The sequence below is a fragment of the Vibrio splendidus genome (genome assembly GCF_001557875.1).
In the GTDB taxonomy this organism is placed as follows: Bacteria; Pseudomonadota; Gammaproteobacteria; order Enterobacterales; family Vibrionaceae; genus Vibrio; species Vibrio splendidus_F.
In genome coordinates this window covers 119,471-141,726 of sequence record NZ_LNRF01000001.1, presented here as the reverse complement: position 1 = coordinate 141,726, position 22,256 = coordinate 119,471, and the positions used below count along the sequence as shown (strand labels likewise).

At 45.5% G+C, this 22,256-nt stretch carries 16 protein-coding genes; 12 read left to right on the top strand and 4 right to left on the bottom strand.

Annotated features, from left to right (window positions below; translation table 11 throughout):
• Positions 1-171: 171 nt before the first annotated feature.
• The 7 genes from ATB74_RS00585 to ATB74_RS00555 all read left to right on the top strand — a co-directional run bounded on the left by ATB74_RS00585 (position 172) and on the right by ATB74_RS00555 (position 9,375).
• Positions 172-1,179 (top strand): LacI family DNA-binding transcriptional regulator, encoded by a 1,008-nt coding sequence (locus ATB74_RS00585; RefSeq protein WP_061015768.1) that lies wholly within the window; start codon positions 172-174, stop codon positions 1,177-1,179.
• 18 nt (positions 1,180-1,197) lie between these two features.
• Positions 1,198-2,445 carry an ABC transporter substrate-binding protein gene (locus ATB74_RS00580; protein WP_061015766.1) on the top strand — a complete coding sequence of 416 codons (1,248 nt, stop codon included), beginning with the start codon at positions 1,198-1,200 and terminating at the stop codon, positions 2,443-2,445.
• A 67-nt stretch (positions 2,446-2,512) separates the two neighbouring features.
• Positions 2,513-3,499 (top strand): carbohydrate ABC transporter permease, encoded by a 987-nt coding sequence (locus ATB74_RS00575; RefSeq protein ID WP_017068577.1) that lies wholly within the window; start codon positions 2,513-2,515, stop codon positions 3,497-3,499.
• A 46-nt stretch (positions 3,500-3,545) separates the two neighbouring features.
• Entirely contained in the window at positions 3,546-4,394 is an 849-nt protein-coding gene (locus ATB74_RS00570) for a carbohydrate ABC transporter permease (protein ID WP_179946899.1), read from the top strand.
• A 17-nt stretch (positions 4,395-4,411) separates the two neighbouring features.
• Positions 4,412-5,761: a GH1 family beta-glucosidase gene (locus tag ATB74_RS00565; RefSeq protein ID WP_061015764.1), complete on the top strand. Its 1,350-nt coding sequence runs from the start codon at positions 4,412-4,414 to the stop codon at positions 5,759-5,761.
• The gene (locus ATB74_RS00560) at positions 5,761-6,852 is read left to right on the top strand and encodes an ABC transporter ATP-binding protein (RefSeq protein ID WP_019826228.1); all 1,092 of its coding nucleotides are present in this window, start codon (positions 5,761-5,763) and stop codon (positions 6,850-6,852) included. Before ATB74_RS00565 ends, ATB74_RS00560 begins: the two co-directional genes overlap by 1 nt.
• A gap of 108 nt (positions 6,853-6,960) precedes the next feature.
• Positions 6,961-9,375 (top strand): GH36-type glycosyl hydrolase domain-containing protein, encoded by a 2,415-nt coding sequence (locus ATB74_RS00555; RefSeq protein WP_061015762.1) that lies wholly within the window; start codon positions 6,961-6,963, stop codon positions 9,373-9,375.
• A 115-nt stretch (positions 9,376-9,490) separates the two neighbouring features.
• Here the strand turns inward: ATB74_RS00555 and ATB74_RS00550 are convergent, their stop codons facing one another.
• The gene (locus ATB74_RS00550) at positions 9,491-10,438 is read right to left on the bottom strand and encodes an aldose 1-epimerase (protein ID WP_061015760.1); all 948 of its coding nucleotides are present in this window, start codon (positions 10,436-10,438) and stop codon (positions 9,491-9,493) included.
• 64 nt (positions 10,439-10,502) lie between these two features.
• Between ATB74_RS00550 and ATB74_RS00545 the strand changes: the two genes are divergently transcribed.
• Positions 10,503-13,601 (top strand): GH116 family glycosyl hydrolase, encoded by a 3,099-nt coding sequence (locus tag ATB74_RS00545; RefSeq protein ID WP_061015758.1) that lies wholly within the window; start codon positions 10,503-10,505, stop codon positions 13,599-13,601.
• 97 nt (positions 13,602-13,698) lie between these two features.
• Complete coding sequence (locus tag ATB74_RS00540) at positions 13,699-14,712, top strand: LacI family DNA-binding transcriptional regulator (protein WP_060980945.1); 1,014 nt, start codon at positions 13,699-13,701, stop codon at positions 14,710-14,712.
• A 196-nt stretch (positions 14,713-14,908) separates the two neighbouring features.
• Here the strand turns inward: ATB74_RS00540 and ATB74_RS00535 are convergent, their stop codons facing one another.
• The gene (locus tag ATB74_RS00535; protein ID WP_061015756.1) at positions 14,909-16,537 is read right to left on the bottom strand and encodes an ABC transporter ATP-binding protein; all 1,629 of its coding nucleotides are present in this window, start codon (positions 16,535-16,537) and stop codon (positions 14,909-14,911) included.
• Between the two features lie 12 nt (positions 16,538-16,549).
• Complete coding sequence (locus ATB74_RS00530; protein ID WP_029235272.1) at positions 16,550-17,044, bottom strand: hypothetical protein; 495 nt, start codon at positions 17,042-17,044, stop codon at positions 16,550-16,552.
• A gap of 240 nt (positions 17,045-17,284) precedes the next feature.
• Here ATB74_RS00530 and ATB74_RS00525 point away from each other — a divergent pair, with 240 nt between their 5' ends.
• Complete coding sequence (locus ATB74_RS00525; RefSeq protein ID WP_061015754.1) at positions 17,285-19,645, top strand: Lon protease family protein; 2,361 nt, start codon at positions 17,285-17,287, stop codon at positions 19,643-19,645.
• 162 nt (positions 19,646-19,807) lie between these two features.
• Here ATB74_RS00525 and ATB74_RS00520 read toward each other — a convergent pair whose 3' ends face one another.
• Positions 19,808-20,554, bottom strand: a complete 747-nt coding sequence (locus ATB74_RS00520) for a flagellar brake protein (protein ID WP_061015752.1) — start codon at positions 20,552-20,554, stop codon at positions 19,808-19,810.
• A 273-nt stretch (positions 20,555-20,827) separates the two neighbouring features.
• Here ATB74_RS00520 and ATB74_RS00515 point away from each other — a divergent pair, with 273 nt between their 5' ends.
• Positions 20,828-21,112, top strand: a complete 285-nt coding sequence (locus ATB74_RS00515; protein ID WP_060980948.1) for a GNAT family N-acetyltransferase — start codon at positions 20,828-20,830, stop codon at positions 21,110-21,112.
• A gap of 11 nt (positions 21,113-21,123) precedes the next feature.
• Positions 21,124-22,248, top strand: a complete 1,125-nt coding sequence (locus tag ATB74_RS00510) for a phosphotransferase (protein ID WP_061015751.1) — start codon at positions 21,124-21,126, stop codon at positions 22,246-22,248.
• Positions 22,249-22,256: the final 8 nt, after the last annotated feature.

The following is a 22,256-nucleotide window of genomic DNA, read 5'->3' as shown; positions in this document are numbered from 1 at the left end:
ATCCATGAAACAGTTTCATGGTGTGAAGGTAATCTGTAAGCGCTTTCATGATTTCCATAACTGGCCTTTTTAGCTCGAGGTTTAGTGTGATGTCACTCACTTCTACTCAGACTTAATTCTTTAATAATCGTTTTGTAAGCGGTTACAAGCTAATGAAGTATCGAGGTTCGAGTGGCGACAATTAAACACGTATCAGAGCATGCAGGTGTGTCTCAAGCGACAGTGTCTAGAGTGATCAACGGCACTAGTAGAGTGAGTCATGACAAGAAATTAAAGGTTGAAAAAGCGATCAAGGAGTTGGGTTATCGTCCGAATTCTATCGCTCAAGCCTTGGCTTCAAGTCGTACCGGTAGTGTTGGCGTTGTTGTTCCAGAGCTTGGTGGCTCTTTCTATTCAGGCATCTTGCATAGCATAGAAGAAAACCTACGCCGCTTTGGTTACCACGCTGTTGTTGCGGCGGGCTCGAACACCGAACAAGGGCAGCGCGAGTCGGTGGAGTTTCTGTTGGGGCGTCGTGTTGATGCTTTGATTCTTCACACTCAACTGCTCAGTGATGACTATTTAATTGAATTGGAAGAACAGGGGACCCCTGTGGTTTTAATTAACCGCTTCATCCCAGAAATGGCGATGAGTTGTATTGATATTGATAACGAAGTCGGGGGGCTACTCGCTACTCAATATCTTTTGCAAAAGGGACATACAGATATCGCGTGTATTACCGGGCCTTTAGATAAAGCAGACGCTAGGGGGCGTTTGCAGGGGTATCGAAAGGCCTTGGAAGAAGCGGGTGTGCCTTACGATGAAGCTTTAGTCTCGGAAGCGGGCTTTACTGAAGAGACGGGCATCAGTGCTATGAAGAAGCTGATCAACCGTAAGTGTCACTTTACGGCGGTGTTTGCTTCGAATGATCACATGGCGTTTGGTGCCTTTGAGGTGCTGCATCAAGAGGGACTGTCTGTTCCAAAAGATGTATCACTGGTGGGTTTCGATAACACCATCTTCGCGCGCTATCTGACCCCTAGTTTGACCACCATTAATTTCCCAATCGAAGAGATGAGCACTGAAGCAGTACAGCTCACTCTTCAGAAGCTAAAAAAAATTAAACATGACGTGAACTTTAAATTGCTGCCGACGTTGGTCACAAGAAACTCGGTATCGGATTTACTCGTTACCCTATAAAAACATTAAGGATAGAACATGAAATTTAAGACCTTAGCGCTCTCGTGCGCGGTTGCTTTAGGATTAGGTACAACGGCTGTTAATGCGGCTGACAAAGAGATTCGTTTCGATGGCTTCCCTGATTTCGATAGCAGCCTGAAGGTGTTACTGCCTGATTTCGAAAAGGAAACAGGGATTAAAGTTGATTACCTTATGAACAACCACGGTGACCACCACACCAAGCTAACTACCAACTTGGCTACTGGCTCGGGGGCTGGTGATGTGATTGTTGTGGACGTTGAGAAAATCGGTCCATTCGTTGGCTCTGGTGGTCTAGTTAACCTGTCTGAAAACTACGGTGCAGATAAATACGAAGAACGATTCGCACCTTACGCATGGGCGCAAGGTAAAGGCGCTGACGGCGACATGTATGGCATTCCTGTCGATCTTGGTCCAGGTGTTATGTATTACCGTACCGACGTATTCGAAAAAGCGGGTATTGATGTAGAAGAAGCCATCAAAGATTGGGATTCATACATCGCTGCCGGTGAAAAACTGAAAGAGCAAAACGTACAACTTATTGCTTCTGCGGCAGACGTTGCACAGGCAATTATCTTCACAACGGTTCCTGAAGGTGAAGGTCTTTACTTTGATAAAGATGGCAACCCAGTTGTGACATCTGAGCGTTTTGTTCACGCTTTTGAAGTAGCAAAAGAGATTCGCGACAAAGGCTTAGACGGACGCATTCTGGCTTGGTCTAACGAATGGTACGAAGGCTTCCGCAACGGCACATTTGCAACTCAACTTTCTGGCGCTTGGTTACTTGGTCACCTAAACAACTGGATTGCTCCTGAAACCAAAGGTAAATGGGCAGTAGAAAACCTACCTGATGGCATCTACGGCAGCTGGGGCGGTTCATTCCTTTCAATTCCAACTCAATCAGATAACCCAGATGAAGCTTGGGCTCTTATTGAATACATGACAACTGACCGTGAAGTACAGCTTAAGCACTTCGAAACGATTGCTGCTTTCCCTGCGAATACAACAACGTATGACGATGAGCTGTTCCAAGAAGAGATGGAGTTCCTAGGCGGACAAAAAGCCCGTCTTCTATTTGCTGAAGTTGCGCAAAATATCAAGCCAGTATCTCCAGCTCAAGGCGACCATGTAGCACGTTCTATAATTTTAGAGAACGCATTGATGGAAGTGCTTGATGAAGGTAAGGACATCGAGACTGCATTGAAAGAGGCAGAGCGTCTAATCAAGCGTCGTACGCGTAATCTTTAATTTGTTTTTATTTTGAGTAAGTGAGGAAGCGTGGATAACGCGCTTCCTTTTTTAAGAGGTCGTTACTATGAATCATACAGCGAGCACAACGATAGAACCTGCGGACAAAAGCCTTTTTTCTCGTCTGAATTTGAAAGCGCTTACACCGTATGGATTCCTTCTGCCGTTTCTGATCATTTTTTCTGTATTTGGGATCTTCCCGCTGTTGTTCTCTGTTTACCTGTCGTTCCACGAATGGAACCCAGTACAGGGCATGGACGCAATGCAGTTCGTTGGTTTTGAGAACTATCACATTGCATTGACTGACCCGTGGCTATGGCGTTCGTTAAAGAACACATTGTGGCTAGCAATCACTTCGGGTGTGGCTCAGCACTTAGTCGCTATTCCAGTGGCTTACATGTTGGTTTCAATGGGTGACCGTATGCGTCACTGGCTAACATCGGCGTACTTTCTACCGTTCATCACATCAACGGTCGCAGCGTCACTGATTTTCTTCAATATGTACTCTCCTAACTCAGGAATTATTAACCAAACGCTAATGGCTCTGGCCGATAGCACGCTGTTTGGTTGGGCATTTGCTTGGGTTAACGATTTTCAACCAATCCGCTGGTTAGACGATGCCACTATGGTGAAGCCGTCTATCGCGATCATGGTTTTTTGGAAATACACCGGTTTTAACATCGTCCTTTACACCACTGGTTTAATGACGATCCCTAAAGATATTCTAGAAGCTGCTCGTATGGACGGTGCGAATGCCTTCCGCCGCTTTTGGAACATTTCACTACCAATGATTCGCCCATTCATCTTCTTTGCTATCACGATGACCATCATCGGCAACCTGCAAATGTTTGAAGAACCGTTCGTCCTAACGCGTGGTACAGGTGGTACGGGGCAATCAGGTCTAACTATCTCTATGTACCTCTACAAAGTGGGTTGGGAATGGTTAGAAATGGGCACAGCGTCAGCGATTTCATGGCTTCTATTTGCACTTATCGCAACGTGCACCTTGGTTCAATTTTTATTCTTCGGTAAGAAAGGCTTAGGGGAACATTAAGATGTCGACATCAATTAAGACAAATACTTCACCACTAAGTGGCCTAATGCCAAGCGAACGCACCATGTACATCATGACTAAGATCTTGATGGTTATGCTCGGCATATTACTGGTTGTTTCTGCAATCATTACGGTGTTCCCGTTTGTGTGGTCAGCTCTGCTTTCAACACGTGATCGCTCGGAAATCTTCGGCTCAGGTATCAGCTTTGCGATTGGCGATAGCCTAATGGTGAACTACGCAAAACTGCTGGAAATCATGCCGTTTTGGAAAGCGATGTTTAACTCGATTTACGTTGCTTTCTTAGGCACCACTATCTCGTTGCTGTTCTGTAGCATGGGCGGTTACGCGTTTGCTGTGTTTAAGTTCCGCGGTAAGAACGTGTTGTTCGGCATGCTGGTTGGCTCAATGGCGATTCCGCCGGTGCTTAGCTTGATTCCTTACTTCATGATCGTGAAATTCTTAGGCTTGCTAGATAACCACATGGCGGTATGGCTACCGTTCACCACCACACCATTTGGTATCTTCTTGATGCGTCAGCACGTGATTGCATCGATTCCTAAAGAGCTGTTAGAAGCAGCGAAACTGGATGGCGCAGGTGAGTTCAGAACGTACTGGAGTGTGGTATTGCCACTGATGAAACCAGCTCTAGCAACATTGGCTATCGTTCAGTTCGTTTTCTTCTGGAACATGTTTATGCAGCCTCTCGTGGTGCTAAACAACCCAGATAACTATGTCATTACACAAGCACTACGAAGTGTTCAAGGTATTCCGAATACGCCATGGGGCGCGGTAATGCTAGGTACCACAATTTCTATTTTACCACTCGTGATTACATACCTGTTCGCCTCGAAACAGATGATCAGTGGTTTAACGTCCGGCGCAGTTAAAGGTTAGGTTTAAGGGTTATAACAATGAATAAATTTCAACTTCCAAGTGATTCAAAGTTACGCAGTAAGGAATTTGTATTCGGTGTCGCGACATCTTCATACCAAATTGAAGGCGGCGTTGAAGAGGGCGGTCGTACACCGTCTATCTGGGACACGTTTTGTAAGACGCCAGGTAAGGTAGATAACGGCGACAGTGGTGATGTGGCGTGCGACCACTACCACTTGTGGAAGCAAGATATCGAGATGATTCAAGGTTTAGGTGTTGATGCTTACCGCCTGTCAATTGCATGGCCCCGTATTCTGCCGCAAGACGGTGTGGTGAATCAACAAGGCCTTGAGTTTTACGGTCAGATTATCGACGAGTGCCATGCTCGTGGCATGAAAGTGTATGTGACTTTGTACCACTGGGATCTTCCGCAATATCTTGAAGACAAGGGCGGCTGGTTAAACCGAGAAACATCTTACAAATTCGCTGAATATGCAGAAGTGGTGAGCAAGTATTTTGGCGATACCATCGACGTATACACCACACTCAATGAACCGTTTGTGTCTGCGTTCCTAGGTTACCGCTGGGGCGAACATGCGCCGGGTATCAAGGGTGAGAAAGAGGGCTACTTAGCATCTCACCACCTAATGTTGGCTCACGGTTTAGCAATGCCGATTCTTCGCAAGAATGCGCCTCATGCTAAGCATGGAGTGGTATTTAACGCGACTCCAGCTTACCCGCTAACGCCACAAGATCAAGGCGCCGCAGACTACTGTGAAGCAGAGAACTACCACTGGTTTATCGACCCAGTATTGAAGGGTGAATACCCACAACTGGTCGTCGAGCGCCAAGCGATGAATATGCCGATGATTTTAGAAGGTGATTTGGACATCATCAGTGCACCTGTTGATTACATCGGTATCAACTACTACACACGCAATGTCGCTCGCTTCAACGAGAATGGCGACATTGAATCAGTGAAACAGACTGACGCAGAGCACACTTACATCGGCTGGGAAATCAACCCACAAGGCCTAACGGATTTGCTAATGCGTTTGGATGCTCGCTACGAAAATATGCCACCCATTTACATCACAGAGAACGGTGCTGCAGGTAACGACGAGCGTGTTAATGGACAAGTGATGGACGACCAACGAGTTCGTTATTTCCAAGGTCATATCGAAGCGGTTCACAACGCCATTGAAGCTGGCGTGAAAGTCGATGGCTACTTCGCTTGGAGCCTTATGGATAACTTTGAGTGGGCATTCGGTTATTGCCAGCGTTTTGGCATCGTCCACGTTGATTACACCACCCAAGAAAGAACATTGAAACAGAGCGCAATTGCGTATCGAAATATGCTTCTAGAGCGCGCTGAGGAGAACAGATAATGGCTAAAGTAGAATTTAAGAACATCAAAAAATCATTCGGTGATGTTGAAGTTGTCAAAGAGTTTGATTTTACGGTTGAAGATGGTGAATTCGTGGTTTTCCTTGGCCCATCAGGCTGTGGTAAATCGACAACGCTACGTATGCTTGCCGGACTTGAAAGCATCAGCTCTGGTGACATCGTAGTTGGCGGCAAGTTGATGAACAAAGTCGATGCGAAAGACCGCGATTTGGCGATGGTATTCCAAAGCTACGCTCTGTACCCACACATGACGGTTTACGAGAACATCGCCTTCGCACTAAAACTGAAAGGCATGCCGAAAGCGGAAATCGACGTAGAAGTACTAAAAGCGGCGAAAATGCTGGAGCTTGATCCACTACTGAACCGTAAGCCAAAAGAGCTTTCTGGTGGTCAACGCCAGCGTGTGGCAATGGGGCGTGCGATGGTTCGTACCCCTAAGGTTTTCTTGTTCGACGAGCCGTTATCTAACCTAGATGCAAAACTGCGTGGTGTGATGCGTGAAGAGATCAAACACCTACACCGCGAGCTTAAAACCACCACGATCTACGTAACACACGACCAGATCGAAGCGATGACACTGGCAGATCGCATTGTGATCCTGAAAGACGGTTATGTCGCTCAAGTGGGTACGCCAACAGAGGTGTTCCAACGCCCGGCTAACAAATTTGTTGCGCAATTTATCGGTAACCCGTCAATGAACATGTTGGAAGCTAAGCTGATTGAAAAAGAAGGCGAATACTTCGTTGAACTTGGCGATGTTCATATCCCATTGCCGGAACGCTTTAAGTCTCTGGCCTCTAAAAATCTAGCGCTGCATTTTGGTGTTCGTCCAACAGATATTCACCTACGTGCCGAGCAAGTGGACCACGACCGTGTACTGCCATTCCCTGTGAAAATCAAAGACAAGGAACTGCTAGGCGCGAGCATTCTTCTGAAAACAGAAATCGGCGGCCAACCGCTGATGGTTGAGACCCAAGCCGCTGAAGTGGATGTGAAAGAACTGACACTTTACTTGGATTTGGATGCCTTCCACCTGTTTGACGCACTTAGCGAGAACTCGCTAGCGAGCTAGTCAATTACGAGCTAACCAGTCAACTTAAGTCAGCCATTGAGCTGATACCAATCTACTTACAACAAATTGTTTTGGCTCCTCCTGATTTGGGAGGGGCTAGGGATAGTGATGATGAAATTCGGATATTTTGACGATAAAAACAAAGAATACGTAGCAACCACACCGTGTACGCCGATCAAATGGTGTAACTATGTCGGCACATTAGATTTCGGTGGCATTGTTGATAGCAACGGTGGCGTGTTGTTATGTAAGGGCGATCCTGCGCTCAACCGTATCACTAAGTACATTGCACAACTGCCAAATTCAGATTTTAAAGGCTCGACCCTATACCTCAAGGTGCGTGATGAAGCGGGCAATGTAGAAATATTCTCACCTTTCTATACGCCAACCTTGAAGCCGCTAGATAAGTTTGAAAACCACACCGGTTTGTCATACACCACAATCATTGCAGAAGCTTTTGGTGTACGTTGTGAAGCGACTTTCTTCGTACCAAAAGCTGACCAAGTACTGCTACAAGACATCAAAGTCACCAACATTTCAGACAAAGCGCTGCACGTTGATGTGGTGCCTGTGTACGAATTTACGCACTTCGATGCGCTTAAACAGCTACTCAATGCTGACTGGGTTCCACAAACCATGACATTGAAAGCGCACCAACAAGAATCGGGCCATACCGTGCTTGAGCAGTACGCCTTCATGAAGCGCGATTACGCGGTGAATCTGATGACAGCGGATCGCCCTGCGACGTCGTTTGATGGTGATCGCCAGTCGTTCTTAGGTAATTTGGGCTACGGTACATGGGCAGCACCAGAAGCACTAAACAATGATGAATTAGGCAATACTGAGTGTTTGCGTGGCGACAACATTGGCGCGCTTAACCTGCGTTTGGGTTGGTTATCTCCAGAGCAGACTGAACGTACAGTGGTACAAATCGCACAAGAACAGAGCCTCGAAGCAGCACTTCCTCTGCTGGCTAAATATCGTGACCATCAAGTGGTTGATTCAGCTTTCGCTGAACTGGCTGAACATTGGGATGGTTACCTACAAGCGGTTCAGGTTGAAACGCCAGATCCGGCAATGAACTCGATGCTTAACGTACATAACCCACGTCAGTGTCACACCACCAAAAACTGGTCTCGTTACCTGTCTCTGTACCAGCTTGGCTATGGCGCCCGTGGTATTGGTTTCCGTGATTCGTCTCAAGATACTTTAGGCGTAATTACTCACATGCCGGAAGAAGCGCGTGAGTTTATCGAGCGTCTGTTGTCTGTTCAGAACACCAACGGTTCTGCGATGCATCAGTTCTTCCCATCAACGATGGAAGCGAACGCAGGTGACTCGCGTGAAGAGGAAGATCGCCCGGATTATTACGGTGACGATCATCTGTGGATCATCTACGCAGTCACTCAATATGTGAAAGAGACAGGCAATGCTGATTTCTTGAACAAAGAGATTCCGTTCTACCAAAAAGACAAAGCGGGCAACCCTGTGGAAACAGGAACTGTGTGGGATCACTTGTGTCGCGCGATCGAATTTACCTACACCAATACGGGTGAGCACGGCCTACCGTTATTAGGTTTTGCAGACTGGAATGATACGGTGAACCTGCCAACGGGTGCAGAGTCGATGATGGTAGCTAACATGTACGGTAAAGCCCTGCTTGATATGCTGGACCTTTGTGAGCTACGCGGTGAGGAACAACTGACGGCTAAGTTTAAAGATCAGTACCAACAGATGCAGAGTACGGTCAACGAGTGCGGCTGGGATGGTGAGTGGTTTGTGCGTTACTTCGATGAGCAAGGTCTGCCAATCGGATCTCATAAAAATGAGCAAGGGCAGATCTACACTAACGGTCAAAGCTGGCCTGTGATCTCTGGTTTCGCGACTCAAGAACGTGCAACGCAAGCGCTAGACTCGGTTTACAACAAACTAAACACCACCAATGGCATCAAGCTTTCAACACCGGGCTACAACGGTTTTGATCCACAGCTAGGTGGCGTATCAACGTATCCACCAGGTGCGAAAGAGAACGGCGGTATCTTCCTGCATTCAAACCCATGGGTGATGATCGCGGAAGCGAAAATGGGTAACGGCGAGCGTGCTTATGAGTACTACCGTCAAATCAACCCTGCTTCAAAAAATGATGACATTGATACCTTTGAATCTGAACCCTACTGCTACCCACAAAATATCTTGGGTGACGAACATAAACAGTTCGGTTTAGGACGCAATGCGTGGCTTTCTGGTACTTCATCTTGGACATACGTTGCGGGTACACAATGGATTCTGGGTGTTCGTCCTGAAGTGGATGGCTTGCTGGTGGACCCTTGTATTCCGGCGGAGTGGCCTGAGTTCAAAGTCCGTCGTCAGTTCCGAGGTGCGACTTATCATATCCATGTCACGAACCCGAATAACGTGTGTAAGGGCGTGGTTGAGATGAAGGTCAATGGTGACCTGATTTCAGGTAATAAAGCGCCAGTGTTTACTTCTGGTGAGCACACCATCGAGGTGGTTTTAGGTTAACAAAGAGAAGGGCGCTTTATGCGCCCTTTATTGCTTCTTTCGTTTGGTTTTCTGTTTAGCAATGCGTTCTCTGGGGGCTGATTTCGCATTCAGCGGCTGCCTTGATTTGATTTAGTTATTTAGGTTGATAGGTTGCTTGGCATTGCCAAATGAAGGTTTGAGATTGGTTCGGGGCAAGCGTCAGTAGGCCAATCTGGTTATTGAATGCATCAGCAGGGCAAGTCATTGGTTCTATTGCAATACTTTGCTCACTAGTGGGCGTGTATAGCTGAACGAATGGGTAGCTTGCATCTTGTTGATAGTGAATCTCAGCGGATGAATCTGAGCGTGTCAAAGTTAGCTGGTTGGTTGCTTTCGAGTCAAATTCAAAGCAGTGATTTAGGCTTTGATTCGTTAGGGAACCACCCAGAGACAAACGGTCAAAAGCGCGTTTTTGACCATTAGGAAGATCGTTCTCGTGCATGACCTCAGCACAAGGTGACATGGTCAGTTCACACTGTTCTAGCTCGGTGCCGAGCGAGAAGTAAGGGTGCCAAGCATCACCGAATGGGAAGGCAGAATCACCAAGATTAGAAGCGGTTGTTGAGCAAGAGAGCTTGCCTGCTATGTCGATAATGAAGGTGACTTCAAGGTTAAAAGCAAACGGGAAAGCAGGGTGCAAAGAAGACGTTTGATACTGAAGTGTCACACTGGCTGACTCTTCGTTGGCTACGCTGTTTGTGATTGAAAAAGGTTGGTTGTAGAGCAGGCCATGTACGGCGTGCTCAGACCAAGGAAAGTTAGCTGGGAGTTGATGGTTTTGGTTATCGAAACTGTAACGACCTAAGTTTAAACGGTTTGGAAAAGGGAATAATTTAGCACTGCGGGAAAAGAACGGATGTTGGTTGATCAGTTCATCATAATTCTGATAACCACAAATAAAAGAGAATGGGCTGTTATTTACAACGTATTTATTTATAACAGAACCAAATCCATTGATTATTTGAAGTTCTATACCGTGTTGCTGATTTATTAATGTGACAGAGTCAATATTTCCAAACTTTTCATTTATAATTTTAAACATGTTGATGTCTCCATTTTTGAAAGATATTAACAAGAAGAAAAAAATATTCAATGGCGGTTTTAAAATGAATAATAAAATTCCATATACAAGCTATTCAGGAAATTCAAAACATCTGTGTAAAAAAGGTGATGCAGTTGAATTTATTCAACCTTGGTACACGCCAATTTCTACGACACCAGAAAATACCGGCATGGCCGTGGGTGGTATTGGTAATACATTTACACTGACGCCAAATGGCAACACGCCAAACTTTAGCTTTATCCCTGGTATATTTGTGGATTGTTCAGAACAAGTTGTTAATTTTAATGATTTTTATGCTTCTGTGATGAATGTGCCAACCATCGATACGCTGCAAGTCCTTAATGAACAAGAGCTGAGCGTTCATCTGAACTTTTATCCTGCTTTGTTCGATGGCAAGAAGATTGAAAGTGTAGAAATGTCGAATGCGATTAACCACATTCGCGCGGCATTAAAAAATGGTCACTTTTATCAAGAAAATAAAACTAACTTTGTAAAGTGGAACGTTGAGTTTTCAAATAAGACTCGATTATTGATTGATTCGGATTCATCTTCAATTATTTGTCAATTATACGTAGCCTTGGATTTCTTTAATGGTTTATTAGTAAATGATACAACGAAGTTATTATCACTTACCTCGGGTGATGATAATTATATGGATAGTCTCAATGGCAGTGATATAGATAGCGTTAATGGCAGTGATATAGAATATCAAGCTTTGTATCCACTAGCTGAATATCAATATAATAGTTTTGATGATATTAAAATAAAGCGTAAGGTAGTCTCGCCGATCGTTAAACAGGACAAACGCTTGTGTTCTTTACCGATGCACTGGAATCACTTCGAATTAATCAATAATTCATCGCAAACACGCGTGATTACGCTTGCTCAGTCGCTACAAAACCTGATTGGCTCAACCTACCAAAAAGGTCGCGATGGCATTCAGGATTCGGCGTGTACTTTGTCTCAAAATCCAATCGCTCAGCAGCATCAAGCGGTAAAATTAAAGGGTGACGGTCGCAGTTTTACGGGGGTTCAACTGACGAGCGAATCGCCTTATCAAAGTGATATTGAAGGTGAAGTCGTGTTTGGTGTTCAAGCAGACAATCACTTGACGGAATCTGGCAAGGTGTCGGTGTCTGTTAAGCCAACGCTTTATACCTCTAAGACTGCTCAGCAAACAGAGTTCGCACTGAAAACAGGCCGTACCAACGCTGAATTTCAAACAGGCATCTACACGGGGCGTGAAGCATTGAGCGCATTGGTTGTGGTTCAGATTGAGTTAGAACCTGGAGAGTCTGCTGACCTGCGTTTTGCACAGGTAATGGCACACAGCAAAGTGATGCTTAATGGTTGGCATTCAGACAAGGCTTACACGCAATTCTACCCTCAAACGCAACCAGCACTGCCGATGTTAGAAGATCTCTTGCCAAAGCTTGAGGTGATTGAGCAACAGATCGTCGAACAACAAACGGCCTTCCTAGAGCAAGCTAAAAGCAAGATATCTCAGCCTGATTCTGCACTTCGCTATGCGACGATGGCGATGAACTCATTGTCTTTCCTAGCAGAATCAACGGTATGGGACAAAGAGGATAAGTTCCTAGTCAAAGAGTGTGTTGATTACCCATTCTTTAACTCTCTGGATGTGTATTTTTACGGTTCATTTTCGCTGCTTTATTTGTTGCCGGAGCTTGATGGCTGCGTGATGAAAGAGTTCTCGAAAGCCATTTTGGCTGAAGACTTTACTCAGCGTCGCTACTGGGAATACGAAGCGACGCCGAATGCTGAACTGATCGATGACAAGTACCAAGGTGTGCGCGCTATTCGAGGTGCGGTAATCCACGATTTGGGCAGCCCATTCGACATCCAGCCAGATGCGTATAGTTGGCACAATGTGAAAGAGTGGAAGGACTTAGCGCCGAAATACATTCTGATGGTGTACCGCCATTATCAAAACACACAAGATATTTCTGTGGTTAAAGAGTGCTGGCAGGCCGTAACAGAGAGCATCGATTTCTTATCGAACTTGATCGCTGAGGGCGATGATTTACCGCTAACCCGAGGCACAGACGATACCTTTGATAACCTAGCGTCTCACGGCATCTCGATTTACTGTGCTAGCCTTTGGGTAGCAGGGCTACAAGCCGCGAGTGAGCTTGCTCTGTTGATGGATGAGAACGAACTAGCCGCGAGTTATTTAGCGCGTTCGAAAAAGGCGTTAACAACGGTTGAGCAAAGCTTGTGGGATGAAAAAGAAGGCTACTACCATTTCTTCGTCACTCCCGTTCAAGCTAAGCATTTAACGGGTCAGGGCTATCAAGCGTTGGAAGTATTAGGACTTTCATTGACCGGTGACGCGATTGCTGACAAGAGCGCTCTCAACGACTATCTCAATGAGACCGATACTTCAATCAACATCAGTAAGGTGTCTCAAAGAGTCTCTAAGAAACGCTTACTAAGTGAAACTGCACCACAAGTCTTTACCCAAGAATACTTAGATTTAGTGCCAGATTCTGACAACAGCTTTGGCGATGCCCTGTTGGCTGATAGCTATCTAAAGTTGATCGGACTCGAGGGTATTTTCCCGCAACAGAATATCCAACGCGCACTAGACTATGTTTATAAGCACAACTTTGAGATCAATAGCCCTAAGCTTGGTGTCGCGAATATGACGCTGGCTGACGGCTCACCGCATGAAGCGTTCCAAGCGCAAGACGTGTGGATTGGCGTGCAGTTTAGTGTCGCGACAGCGTTGAGTCTGGCGGGTAAATCTCAGCAAGCGGAAACATTGATGGATACCGTGTATACCGCGCTGTATGACTATTCAAAAATTCCATTTGCAGCACCAGAGGGATTCAACTGCTCAGTCTCATTTGATGAGAAAGATCTTTCAGAATCTTTTAAATTGTCACAAATTGATGCGAAAAAGTGGCTTACTGCGCTTAAATTACAAAAGTGTGTGCTATCTGACGGTCGAGTGAGTCCTAACCTGACTAAAGACAGTGATAAATTTGTTAGTATGCTGCAAGGCGAGATTTCAGCGGAGCAAGCCATCGCTCTTCACAAATGGCTATTGAGCACTGGGTTGAAGTATACCGCAGGTCGCTATTTCAGACCGGGGATGATCTTCGCCTACATGTATTAACTTAATGACACGAGTTTCAACAAAAGCAGTGGTATGCAGATTGAAACGGGTGGGGAGCTTTCGGGCTCCCCAAATGTCACTGGATTAGGGTATCGAGATGCGCACTAAAACTAAAAAAACCACCGTATACGATGTAGCGAGGCTCGCCGGCGTTTCTCCAAGCACGGTTTCTCGTTTTCTTAATCGAACAACATATGTATCGGATGATAAAAGCCAGAATATCGAGCAGGCAATAAAAGACACCGGCTACAAACCTAATTTTCAAATGCAGGAAAACATTAATCGCCGTTCATTAACGATTGGTGTATTGGTGCAACACCCTGACAGCCCCTATACCAGTCGTATCCTTAACGACATGGAGAAAACTCTGATAGCCCAAGGCTACTCATTGGTGATTGCGACGGGGCACTGGCAAAAAAAGCTCGAGATACACGCGCTAGAGTATCTGGCTAAAAGTAACGTGGATGGCATGATCATCGTGACGGGTAGTATTACTAAAGAGGATATCGCCAAGTACGCTCAAGACATTCCGGTCGTGGCGGTGGGTTATGACATCGTTGAAGATAATGTACGCTCGATCAATATCGATAATGTGTTGGGTGGCTATATGGCGACTTTGCATTTGCTTCAACAGGGGCATGTGAACATTGCTCATATCAAGGGGCTTTCAAGCCAACCGGATGCGGGGAGTCGCTTTGAAGGCTACAAGAAAGCGCTTCAAGAGGCGGGTATAAAAGTAATGCCAAAACTCGTCAAACAGGGTGACTTCAGTAGCGAATCGGGCTATGAAAAAACCGTTGAATTGATCGAGTCGAAGGTTCATTTTTCTGCTCTGTTCGCGGCTAATGATCAAACCGCTTATGGGGCGATTAAGGCGCTACACGACCACGGATATAAAGTTCCAGAAGATGTGTCTGTGATTGGCTTTGATGACTTGCCGACGTCTAAGTATTTCACGCCAGCCCTGACGACGCTGAGACAGCCGATTGAAGAGATTGGCGAGGTGTGTGCTCAGTCGATTTTGAACTTGTTATCTGGTGAGAGGCATGAAGCGCGATTACCACCGATTGATTTAATCGTCAGAGAGTCGACTAAGTCTTTGTATCGTTAGTTGTGAAGTGTTTGAATCGTAGGGAGTGAGATTCAAAGACACGTTATTTCCCTTCAGAAACGAAAAATGTCGCATCCATGCGACATTTCTCTTTTGGCGGCCAAACCAGTTTTGCTATATCCATTCTAGATTTCAATCCATTAGGAGATTATTCAGAATGTACCTATAAGACGCTGTTAATCTTGATTAGTTCCCTTTAAGCGGCATTTTTTCCCGATTTATTTTCTAAGTCGAATGACGCAGCGATCAGTTTCTTGGTGTAGTTGTTTTTCGGCGCATTGAAAATCTCTTCTGCAGACCCTTCTTCCATCACTTCGCCCTTCTGCATCACCAATACGCGATCCGACAGTGCTTTTACTACCGAGAGATCGTGGCTGATGAATAGGAAGCCGATATTGTGCTTAGCTTGAATGTCTTTCAGTAGGTCGATCACGGTCAGTTGTACTGAGCGATCGAGTGCCGAAGTTGGTTCATCCAGCAAAATGAAAGAAGGTTCAAGAATCAGCGCGCGAGCAATCGCGATACGTTGTCTTTGTCCGCCAGAGAACTCATGCGGATAACGGTTAATTGAATTCGGCTCTAAGCGAACTTCAATCAACGCTTTGCGAGCTCTTTCTAAACGTTCCTGCTTTGACAAGTTAGGTTGATGCACCGTTAAGCCTTCGGTGATGATCTCCCCAACCGTCATACGAGGTGATAAGGAACCATAAGGGTCTTGGAACACCATCTGCACATCTTTCTTAAGCTTGTGACGCTCTTTGTCGTTCAACAAGCTAACGTCTTGGCCTTTGTAAACAATGCGTCCGCTGCTTGGCAGCAAGCCGATCAAAGCTCGTCCAAGGGTCGATTTACCGGAACCAGACTCGCCCACAATGCCTAAGGTTTCGCCTTGTTTCAGCCTCAAAGAAATGCCTTTAACTGCTTCGAAGTACTGGTTCTTACTTTGGATAAAGTGAGATTTGATCAAGAACTTCACGCGAATGTCTTCTGCACAAAGCAGTTCAGGTGCGGATGCCTCAACAGGAACCTTAGCGCCTTTCGGAATGGAGTTAATCAGCATGCGTGTGTAATCGTGCTTAGGGTTTTCGAATAGCTTTTGAGTAAGCCCTTCTTCGACCAACTCACCCTTACACATCACTAGCACGCGGTCAGCAAAGTGCTTCACTACACCGAGATCATGGGTGATGAACAAAATCGCCATGCCCATTTTGCCTTGAATCTCTTTGATAAGAGAAAGCACTTCCGCCTGAACTGTTACGTCCAATGCGGTTGTGGGTTCATCGGCAATCAGAATATCCGGTTCATTAATCAGCGCCATTGCGATCATGATGCGCTGTAACTGACCACCTGAAAACTCATGCGGGTACTTGGTGTAAGCCTGCTCTGGCATCGGTAAATGCACCAGATTGAACAGCTCTAAAACACGCTGTTTTGCTTTTGATTTCGATACCTTTCGGTGACACATAATGGCTTCTGCCACTTGAATGCCAACACGAAGGTAAGGGTTGAGAGAGGTCATCGGCTCCTGAAAGATCATGCCGATTCTGTCACCACGAATCGACTGCATTTCTCGCTCAGTTTTTCCAAGAATCGATTGCCCCTCAAATTCGATGTCTGATTGCTGATCAATAATCGCGTTATCAGGAAGCAAACGCATAAGCGCGTTGGAAGAGACTGATTTACCTGAACCTGATTCACCAACAATGGCCAAGGTTTCACTTGAGTTAAGGGTAAAGTTAACCTTTTTGACCGCATCAATGATTCCATCATTGGTTGTAAAGCTAACGGAGAGGTTATTGACTTTAAGTATGGCCCGGTCCGACATGATAGATCCTTATCAATTTAAGACATTAGGTGAAGATTGAACTTCTGACGTTGTTTTAAGTTGCCCAAAGTGGTGATGAGCACGTTGAATTTGTTCTAGTTCGAGCATCCAATGCGAACTGCGCTGAGCGCTGCAAAAAGCGATCAGGTGATTGAGCAAATCTTCGCTCTGCTTTTCCAATAATCCAAAGGTACGTTGAATCAGCTCAGTGTTCTCAAGAGAGATAAATTGCATCAGAGCGTAAGATTGATTCAAGGTATCGAAGGCTTGTTGGTGCTGACCTAATCGGTTGAGTATCTCAGATTGAGCGACGCTCGCGTCTCTTAACCCGGCAAGCAGGCAGGCAAATTGGCAAGGCTTAATATCGCTTTGGTATGCTGCATCTTGGATGTGATGAGGAAGTGAGGTTAGAACATCACCATACAGGCGCTGTGCTTCAGGCCAGTGACCTTGTTCCATTAACTGTTCAGCTTTTAGGTAGTGCATCCAGCATCGTTCAATTTCCATATCCACATCCTCAATTTATAATATCCGAAAATGTTAATGATATTTATTATCAATTGCAAATTAAAATCATTCACATGTTAAGTTGGTGAATTAAATAACGGGCTATTCCTAAAAAGGGCTTAAATTGTGTGTTATTTGTTCAGTTGAACAGCTGTGCAGCGTAAGTCACTAAATTTGTGGGAAATTACATCTACACTTATTTTATCTACACCCAAGTAATGAAGGACTAAGGAGGCGGCGATGGCGATGCAAAGACTCAATACAGAACAGCTGTATCAGGTAGCGGATTTAGACAAGCTACCATGTAAGTCGACCAAAGAACTGGCTCCAATTGACGAAATCGTCGGGCAGGAACGGGCACAAAAAGCCGTGGAGTTCGCGATGTCAATCAAGGAAAAGGGTTACAACATTTATGCGATAGGGCGAAATGGTCTTGGCAAACGTACCATGATCTTGCGCTATTTAAACCGTCACCCTCAAGAAGTGCAGGAACTTTTTGATTGGTGTTATATCGCGAACTTCGAAGATATTCGTACACCGAAGGTACTGAAATTACCGCGCGGTGTTGGCAGCAGCTTAAAGCAAGATATTGAAAAATTGATGCGTAAACTGCTGAAAGGTATGCCTCTAGCGTTTGATAATGAGATGTACTTTAGTCGAGCTGACAGGCTTAAAAACCAACTGGCAGCTAAGCAACAAGCCGCGTTAGAAAGCATTAGCCAAGAAGCGAAAGACAAGGGCATTAACCTGACGATCACCACTCAGGGTGATTACCAATTTGTGGCAATGAATGGCGATGATCTTCATACCGAAGAGAGCTTTGATCTGCTTTCGCCGGAAGAACAAGATCAATTTGATAAAACCATTGATGGGTTGGAAGTCGGACTGCGAACCATTTCTCGTGAATTAACGGAACTTGAAGAGACGTACACTGAGAAAATTCAAAAGCTGAATGATGACACAGCACGAGATGTGATTACTCACTTTATCAAGCAGTTGAAGCAGGACTATAGTCAATATCCAGAGATCAAGAAATACCTCACTGCATTGCGTAAGGATATCGTTGATAACGCAGATATTTTTCTAGAAGAGAGCACAGAGCAAGCAGAAGTTGCAACGGCCTCTTTGGATAAGAAAATGCCGCGTCGCTACAAGGTTAATGTGATTGTTAGCCAGAAGGAGGAGGCGATGCCGATCGTGGTAGAGGAGAACCCAAATTACCACTCTCTGTTTGGCCATGTGGAAACCGCGACTTTTAAAGGTACCGTATTTACCGATTTCTCCTTGATTCGCGCAGGTAGCTTGCACAGAGCAAACGGCGGCGTATTGTTGATGGATGCGGTCAAGGTACTTGAGCAGCCGTACGTTTGGGAAGGTTTGAAGCGAGCGCTACGCTCACGTCAACTGAGCTTCACTTCACTAGAGAAAGAGGTAACCTTAACGGGGGCTGTATCGCTTGATCCTGAGCCTATTCCATTGGACGTTAAGATCATCCTATTTGGCGACTACCGAACTTACCAGCTGCTGCAACATTACGATGCGGAGTTTGGTGAACTGTTCCGTGTGACAGCTGACTTTGAAGATGAGATGAAGCGCACCGCGGATTCTGAAATGCATTACGCGCGCTTTATTTCAAGTATTGTGCACGACAACAACATGTTGCATTGTGACCGCAAAGCGATTGCTCGCATCATCGAGCACAGTTCTCGTCAGGCGGGTGACCAAGGTAAATTGTCTCTGCACTCGGCACACATTGCTAATCTGCTTCGTGAGTCAAACTATGTGGCGAGAGGATCAAAATCGAACCTGATTCGTGCAACACACGTTGACCAAGCGTTATCTAACCAACAGATGCGTGTTGGACGATTGCAAGACAGCGTAATGGAAACCTTCACCAACGGTACAACGCTGATTCATGTGGACGGTGAAGCGGTTGGGCAAGTGAATGCGCTGTCTGTACTCAGCACAACCGATCATATGTTTGGTGCGCCAAACCGAATCACGGCTACCACCGCTTATGGTGATGGTGAAGTGATTGATATTGAAAGAAACGTAGACCTAGGTGGCAGTATTCACTCGAAAGGTGTGATGATCTTGTCGGCTTACCTTTCTTCTGTGTTTGGTAAGACAGCGAAAGTACCGCTCACCACCAATATCACCTTTGAGCAATCTTACGGTGGCGTCGATGGTGACAGTGCGAGTATGGCCGAGTTCTGTGCGGTGGTATCGGCGTTTTCTAAGCAACCAAACCGTCAAGATATTGCGATTACAGGCTCGATGAACCAGTTTGGTGAGTCTCAGCCAATTGGTGGTGTGAACGAGAAAATTGAAGGCTTCTTTGATGTGTGTGAAATCAAAGGGCGTTCAAACGAACAAGGGGTGATCATCCCACGTTCAAATGTTCACAACCTGATGCTGCGTAGCGACATCGTAAAAGCGGTTGAAAAGGGCGAGTTTAATATCTGGGCGATTGACCATGTAACAGAAGCGATTGAGCTGTTCACAGGCAAAGCTGCAGGTGAGGCAAGTGATGAGGGTAGCTATCCAATTGATACTATCTTTGGTATCGCTCAAGCGAAACTGAACGCACTGCGTAAATAGCTAAATACATAGTTTAATAGCGAAACAAATAAATAACAGCCAAAACGCAAAAGCCATCGATTTAGAGTCGATGGCTTTTTTATTGGTTGAGGTTTGGCTCGCTAGGAGCCATTTGTATTTGGTCAGCTTACGGTATTCGGAGAAAGTCGCATCTTAAAGGCGTTAACCGTTTCGTAAGCAGAGCTTGGTGCCATCGAACTTCAGCTTTGCTAATAATTGTTTGGCGTTAGCTCGACCAATATCATCAAATTCAACGCCGTATCGAGCGTAGTGCGTCGATTTTTGCAGATTACAGATAATGCCTCGCAATGGCGGAATCAGCGGACCGTTGTAGTTCTCAGGGGTTATCTCAATAGACACTCGATCGGCAATCTGAATTGCACGAGAGGTCGGCGAGGTAACGAAACGACAACCACTTTTCGATAAATCTCTTATCTCGCAGTTTGCTCGTTGGTCGTTGAAGATGATTCTTGAAGCCAGATTCACTTCATAGCGTGTCTCTTTACGCAGCTGAGTCACTTGCATCGTGCTTGGTGTAGACAGCACAAGAATAGGGAAGGGTTCACCAATCTTATGGTGAATTTGGCTTCTAAAATGGATAAGCGCGCCTTCACCTCGCAGAGAATACGCACGAGCGGTCATCCAAAAACCTTCTTGAAAGAAAAAGTTCAGATCTTCATTGGATACCTCAGGAACCTCAACCACAATACAGTTATCACTGTGCGTACCGATAAATTTGGTGGTGGCGAGAAACTTAGTGCCAACGGGAGTCGAGACATTTAATGTCAGCTCACTGCCGTGCTCAATCATCGCTAGCGCATCAGTGCTATTGATGGTGGAAACGGTGCGATTACGAGGGTCTTGAAGTGCCTGATTATGCTCCAAAGGCTTCTTCAGGGGTGCGTTCATTATAGGTTCTCCATGCGCCAACATGCGTCTGTTAGTTATATTGGTAACTTGCTAACAAGGGGTTATTACGTGCTAGATTTAGTGGACGTACTCACATAGATTTATAGAGTGCCTTTATCATTGCTGATTTTATATTAAGCCAATTGCACTGAATTATTTACTGTGTTTGTAAGTACTTAGTTTTATTTATATGCACTTGCGTTAGTCTATTACAAGGAACTCATACTTCAAACTTTTATTGTTTGTCGTATCAATTATTTGCAGGAGTTGAGAATGCAGGCAGTAAAATGGGATCAAGAAGTGAACCAGATCACGGTTGAGCTAGAACCCGACCAGTTCGCAGTCGTTAAGTATAAAAAGGACGGAGATGTACTACATATCACCTCGACACGCATTCCTGATGAGCTGCAAGGCAAGGGCTTTGGTAAGGTGATGATGGAGTCGGTTTTGCCCGAGATTGAACAAGCGGGCTTCAAAATTGTGCCGGTTTGTAGCTATGTCGTTCACTATATGAATAGGCAGCCACAGTGGTCACATCTTGTATCAGACAAAGCATAGTAAAGAGTAATATGTCTCAATCAATACCGTCAAAAAATCTCGCTCAACTTCAAACTAGCTCAGATAAAAATCAGCCAGAACTCTATCAAAAAATTGCAGTCTCACTTGGCTTTAACCAAGGGTTTGGTGTCCAAGTGATTCAACGCCTGTGGGGTGGGTATGGCGAGTTAGTTCGCTTGGTCTTTTCTCAAGAAAACAGTGCTGAACTCAAGAGTGTGATTGTTAAACATTTCGCATTGCCAGATCAAGCCGAACACCCAAAGGGTTGGAATACCAAACTCTCTCACCAACGAAAGGTGCACTCTTACCAAGTTGAGACCGCATGGTATCAGTCGTTCTCTCAGCAATGGGATGAGCGCTGCCCTATACCTGTTGGGCTGCAATGTGAACTAGCAGAGAACGAATGGCTTATCGTGATGCAAGACTTAGCGGATATAGGTTTTCCGTTAACCTCTCAGTTTAATGTGCTTGCTGTTTTTGATGATCTGACAAACAAAGATACTCAGTCTGATCTGGCGTCTGGTTATACACTAGAAGAGCAGAAACAACGCGATGCTTGCCTTAAATGGCTCGCTAACTTTCACGCAAAGCACATCAATGTAGATCAAGAACAATCAGCCTCATTGTGGCAAGTCGGCACATACTGGCATTTAGACACACGGCCTGATGAGCTGAACGCATTGTCCGATTTACAATTAAAGCACCAAGCACAGCACATCGACCGCATACTCCGAGAGTGCCCATATCCAACCTTAGTGCATGGTGATGCCAAGCTCGCCAACTTCTGCTTTGATCCTGAAAGTGAAAAAGCTGCTGCAGTCGATTTCCAATACGTCGGTCACGGCTGTGCGATGAAAGACGTGGCTCTGTTTATGAGCAGCGCGGTTAGGCCGCAAGATTGCCAAGAGTATGAGCGAGAGGTCTTAGATGTTTACTTCCAACACTTGAAAGAAGCATTGGCGCACTATCAGACACCCCTTTCCTTCGATGATGTTGAAGCCGCATGGCGACCAATGTTTTACGTGGCATGGGCTGATTTCCAACGTTTCGTAAAAGGCTGGAGTCCAGATCATTGGAAGATTAACCCGTATACTGAGCAGTTGACTCAAAAGGTTGTCAAACAGTTAGAGAGCTGAGTAATAGA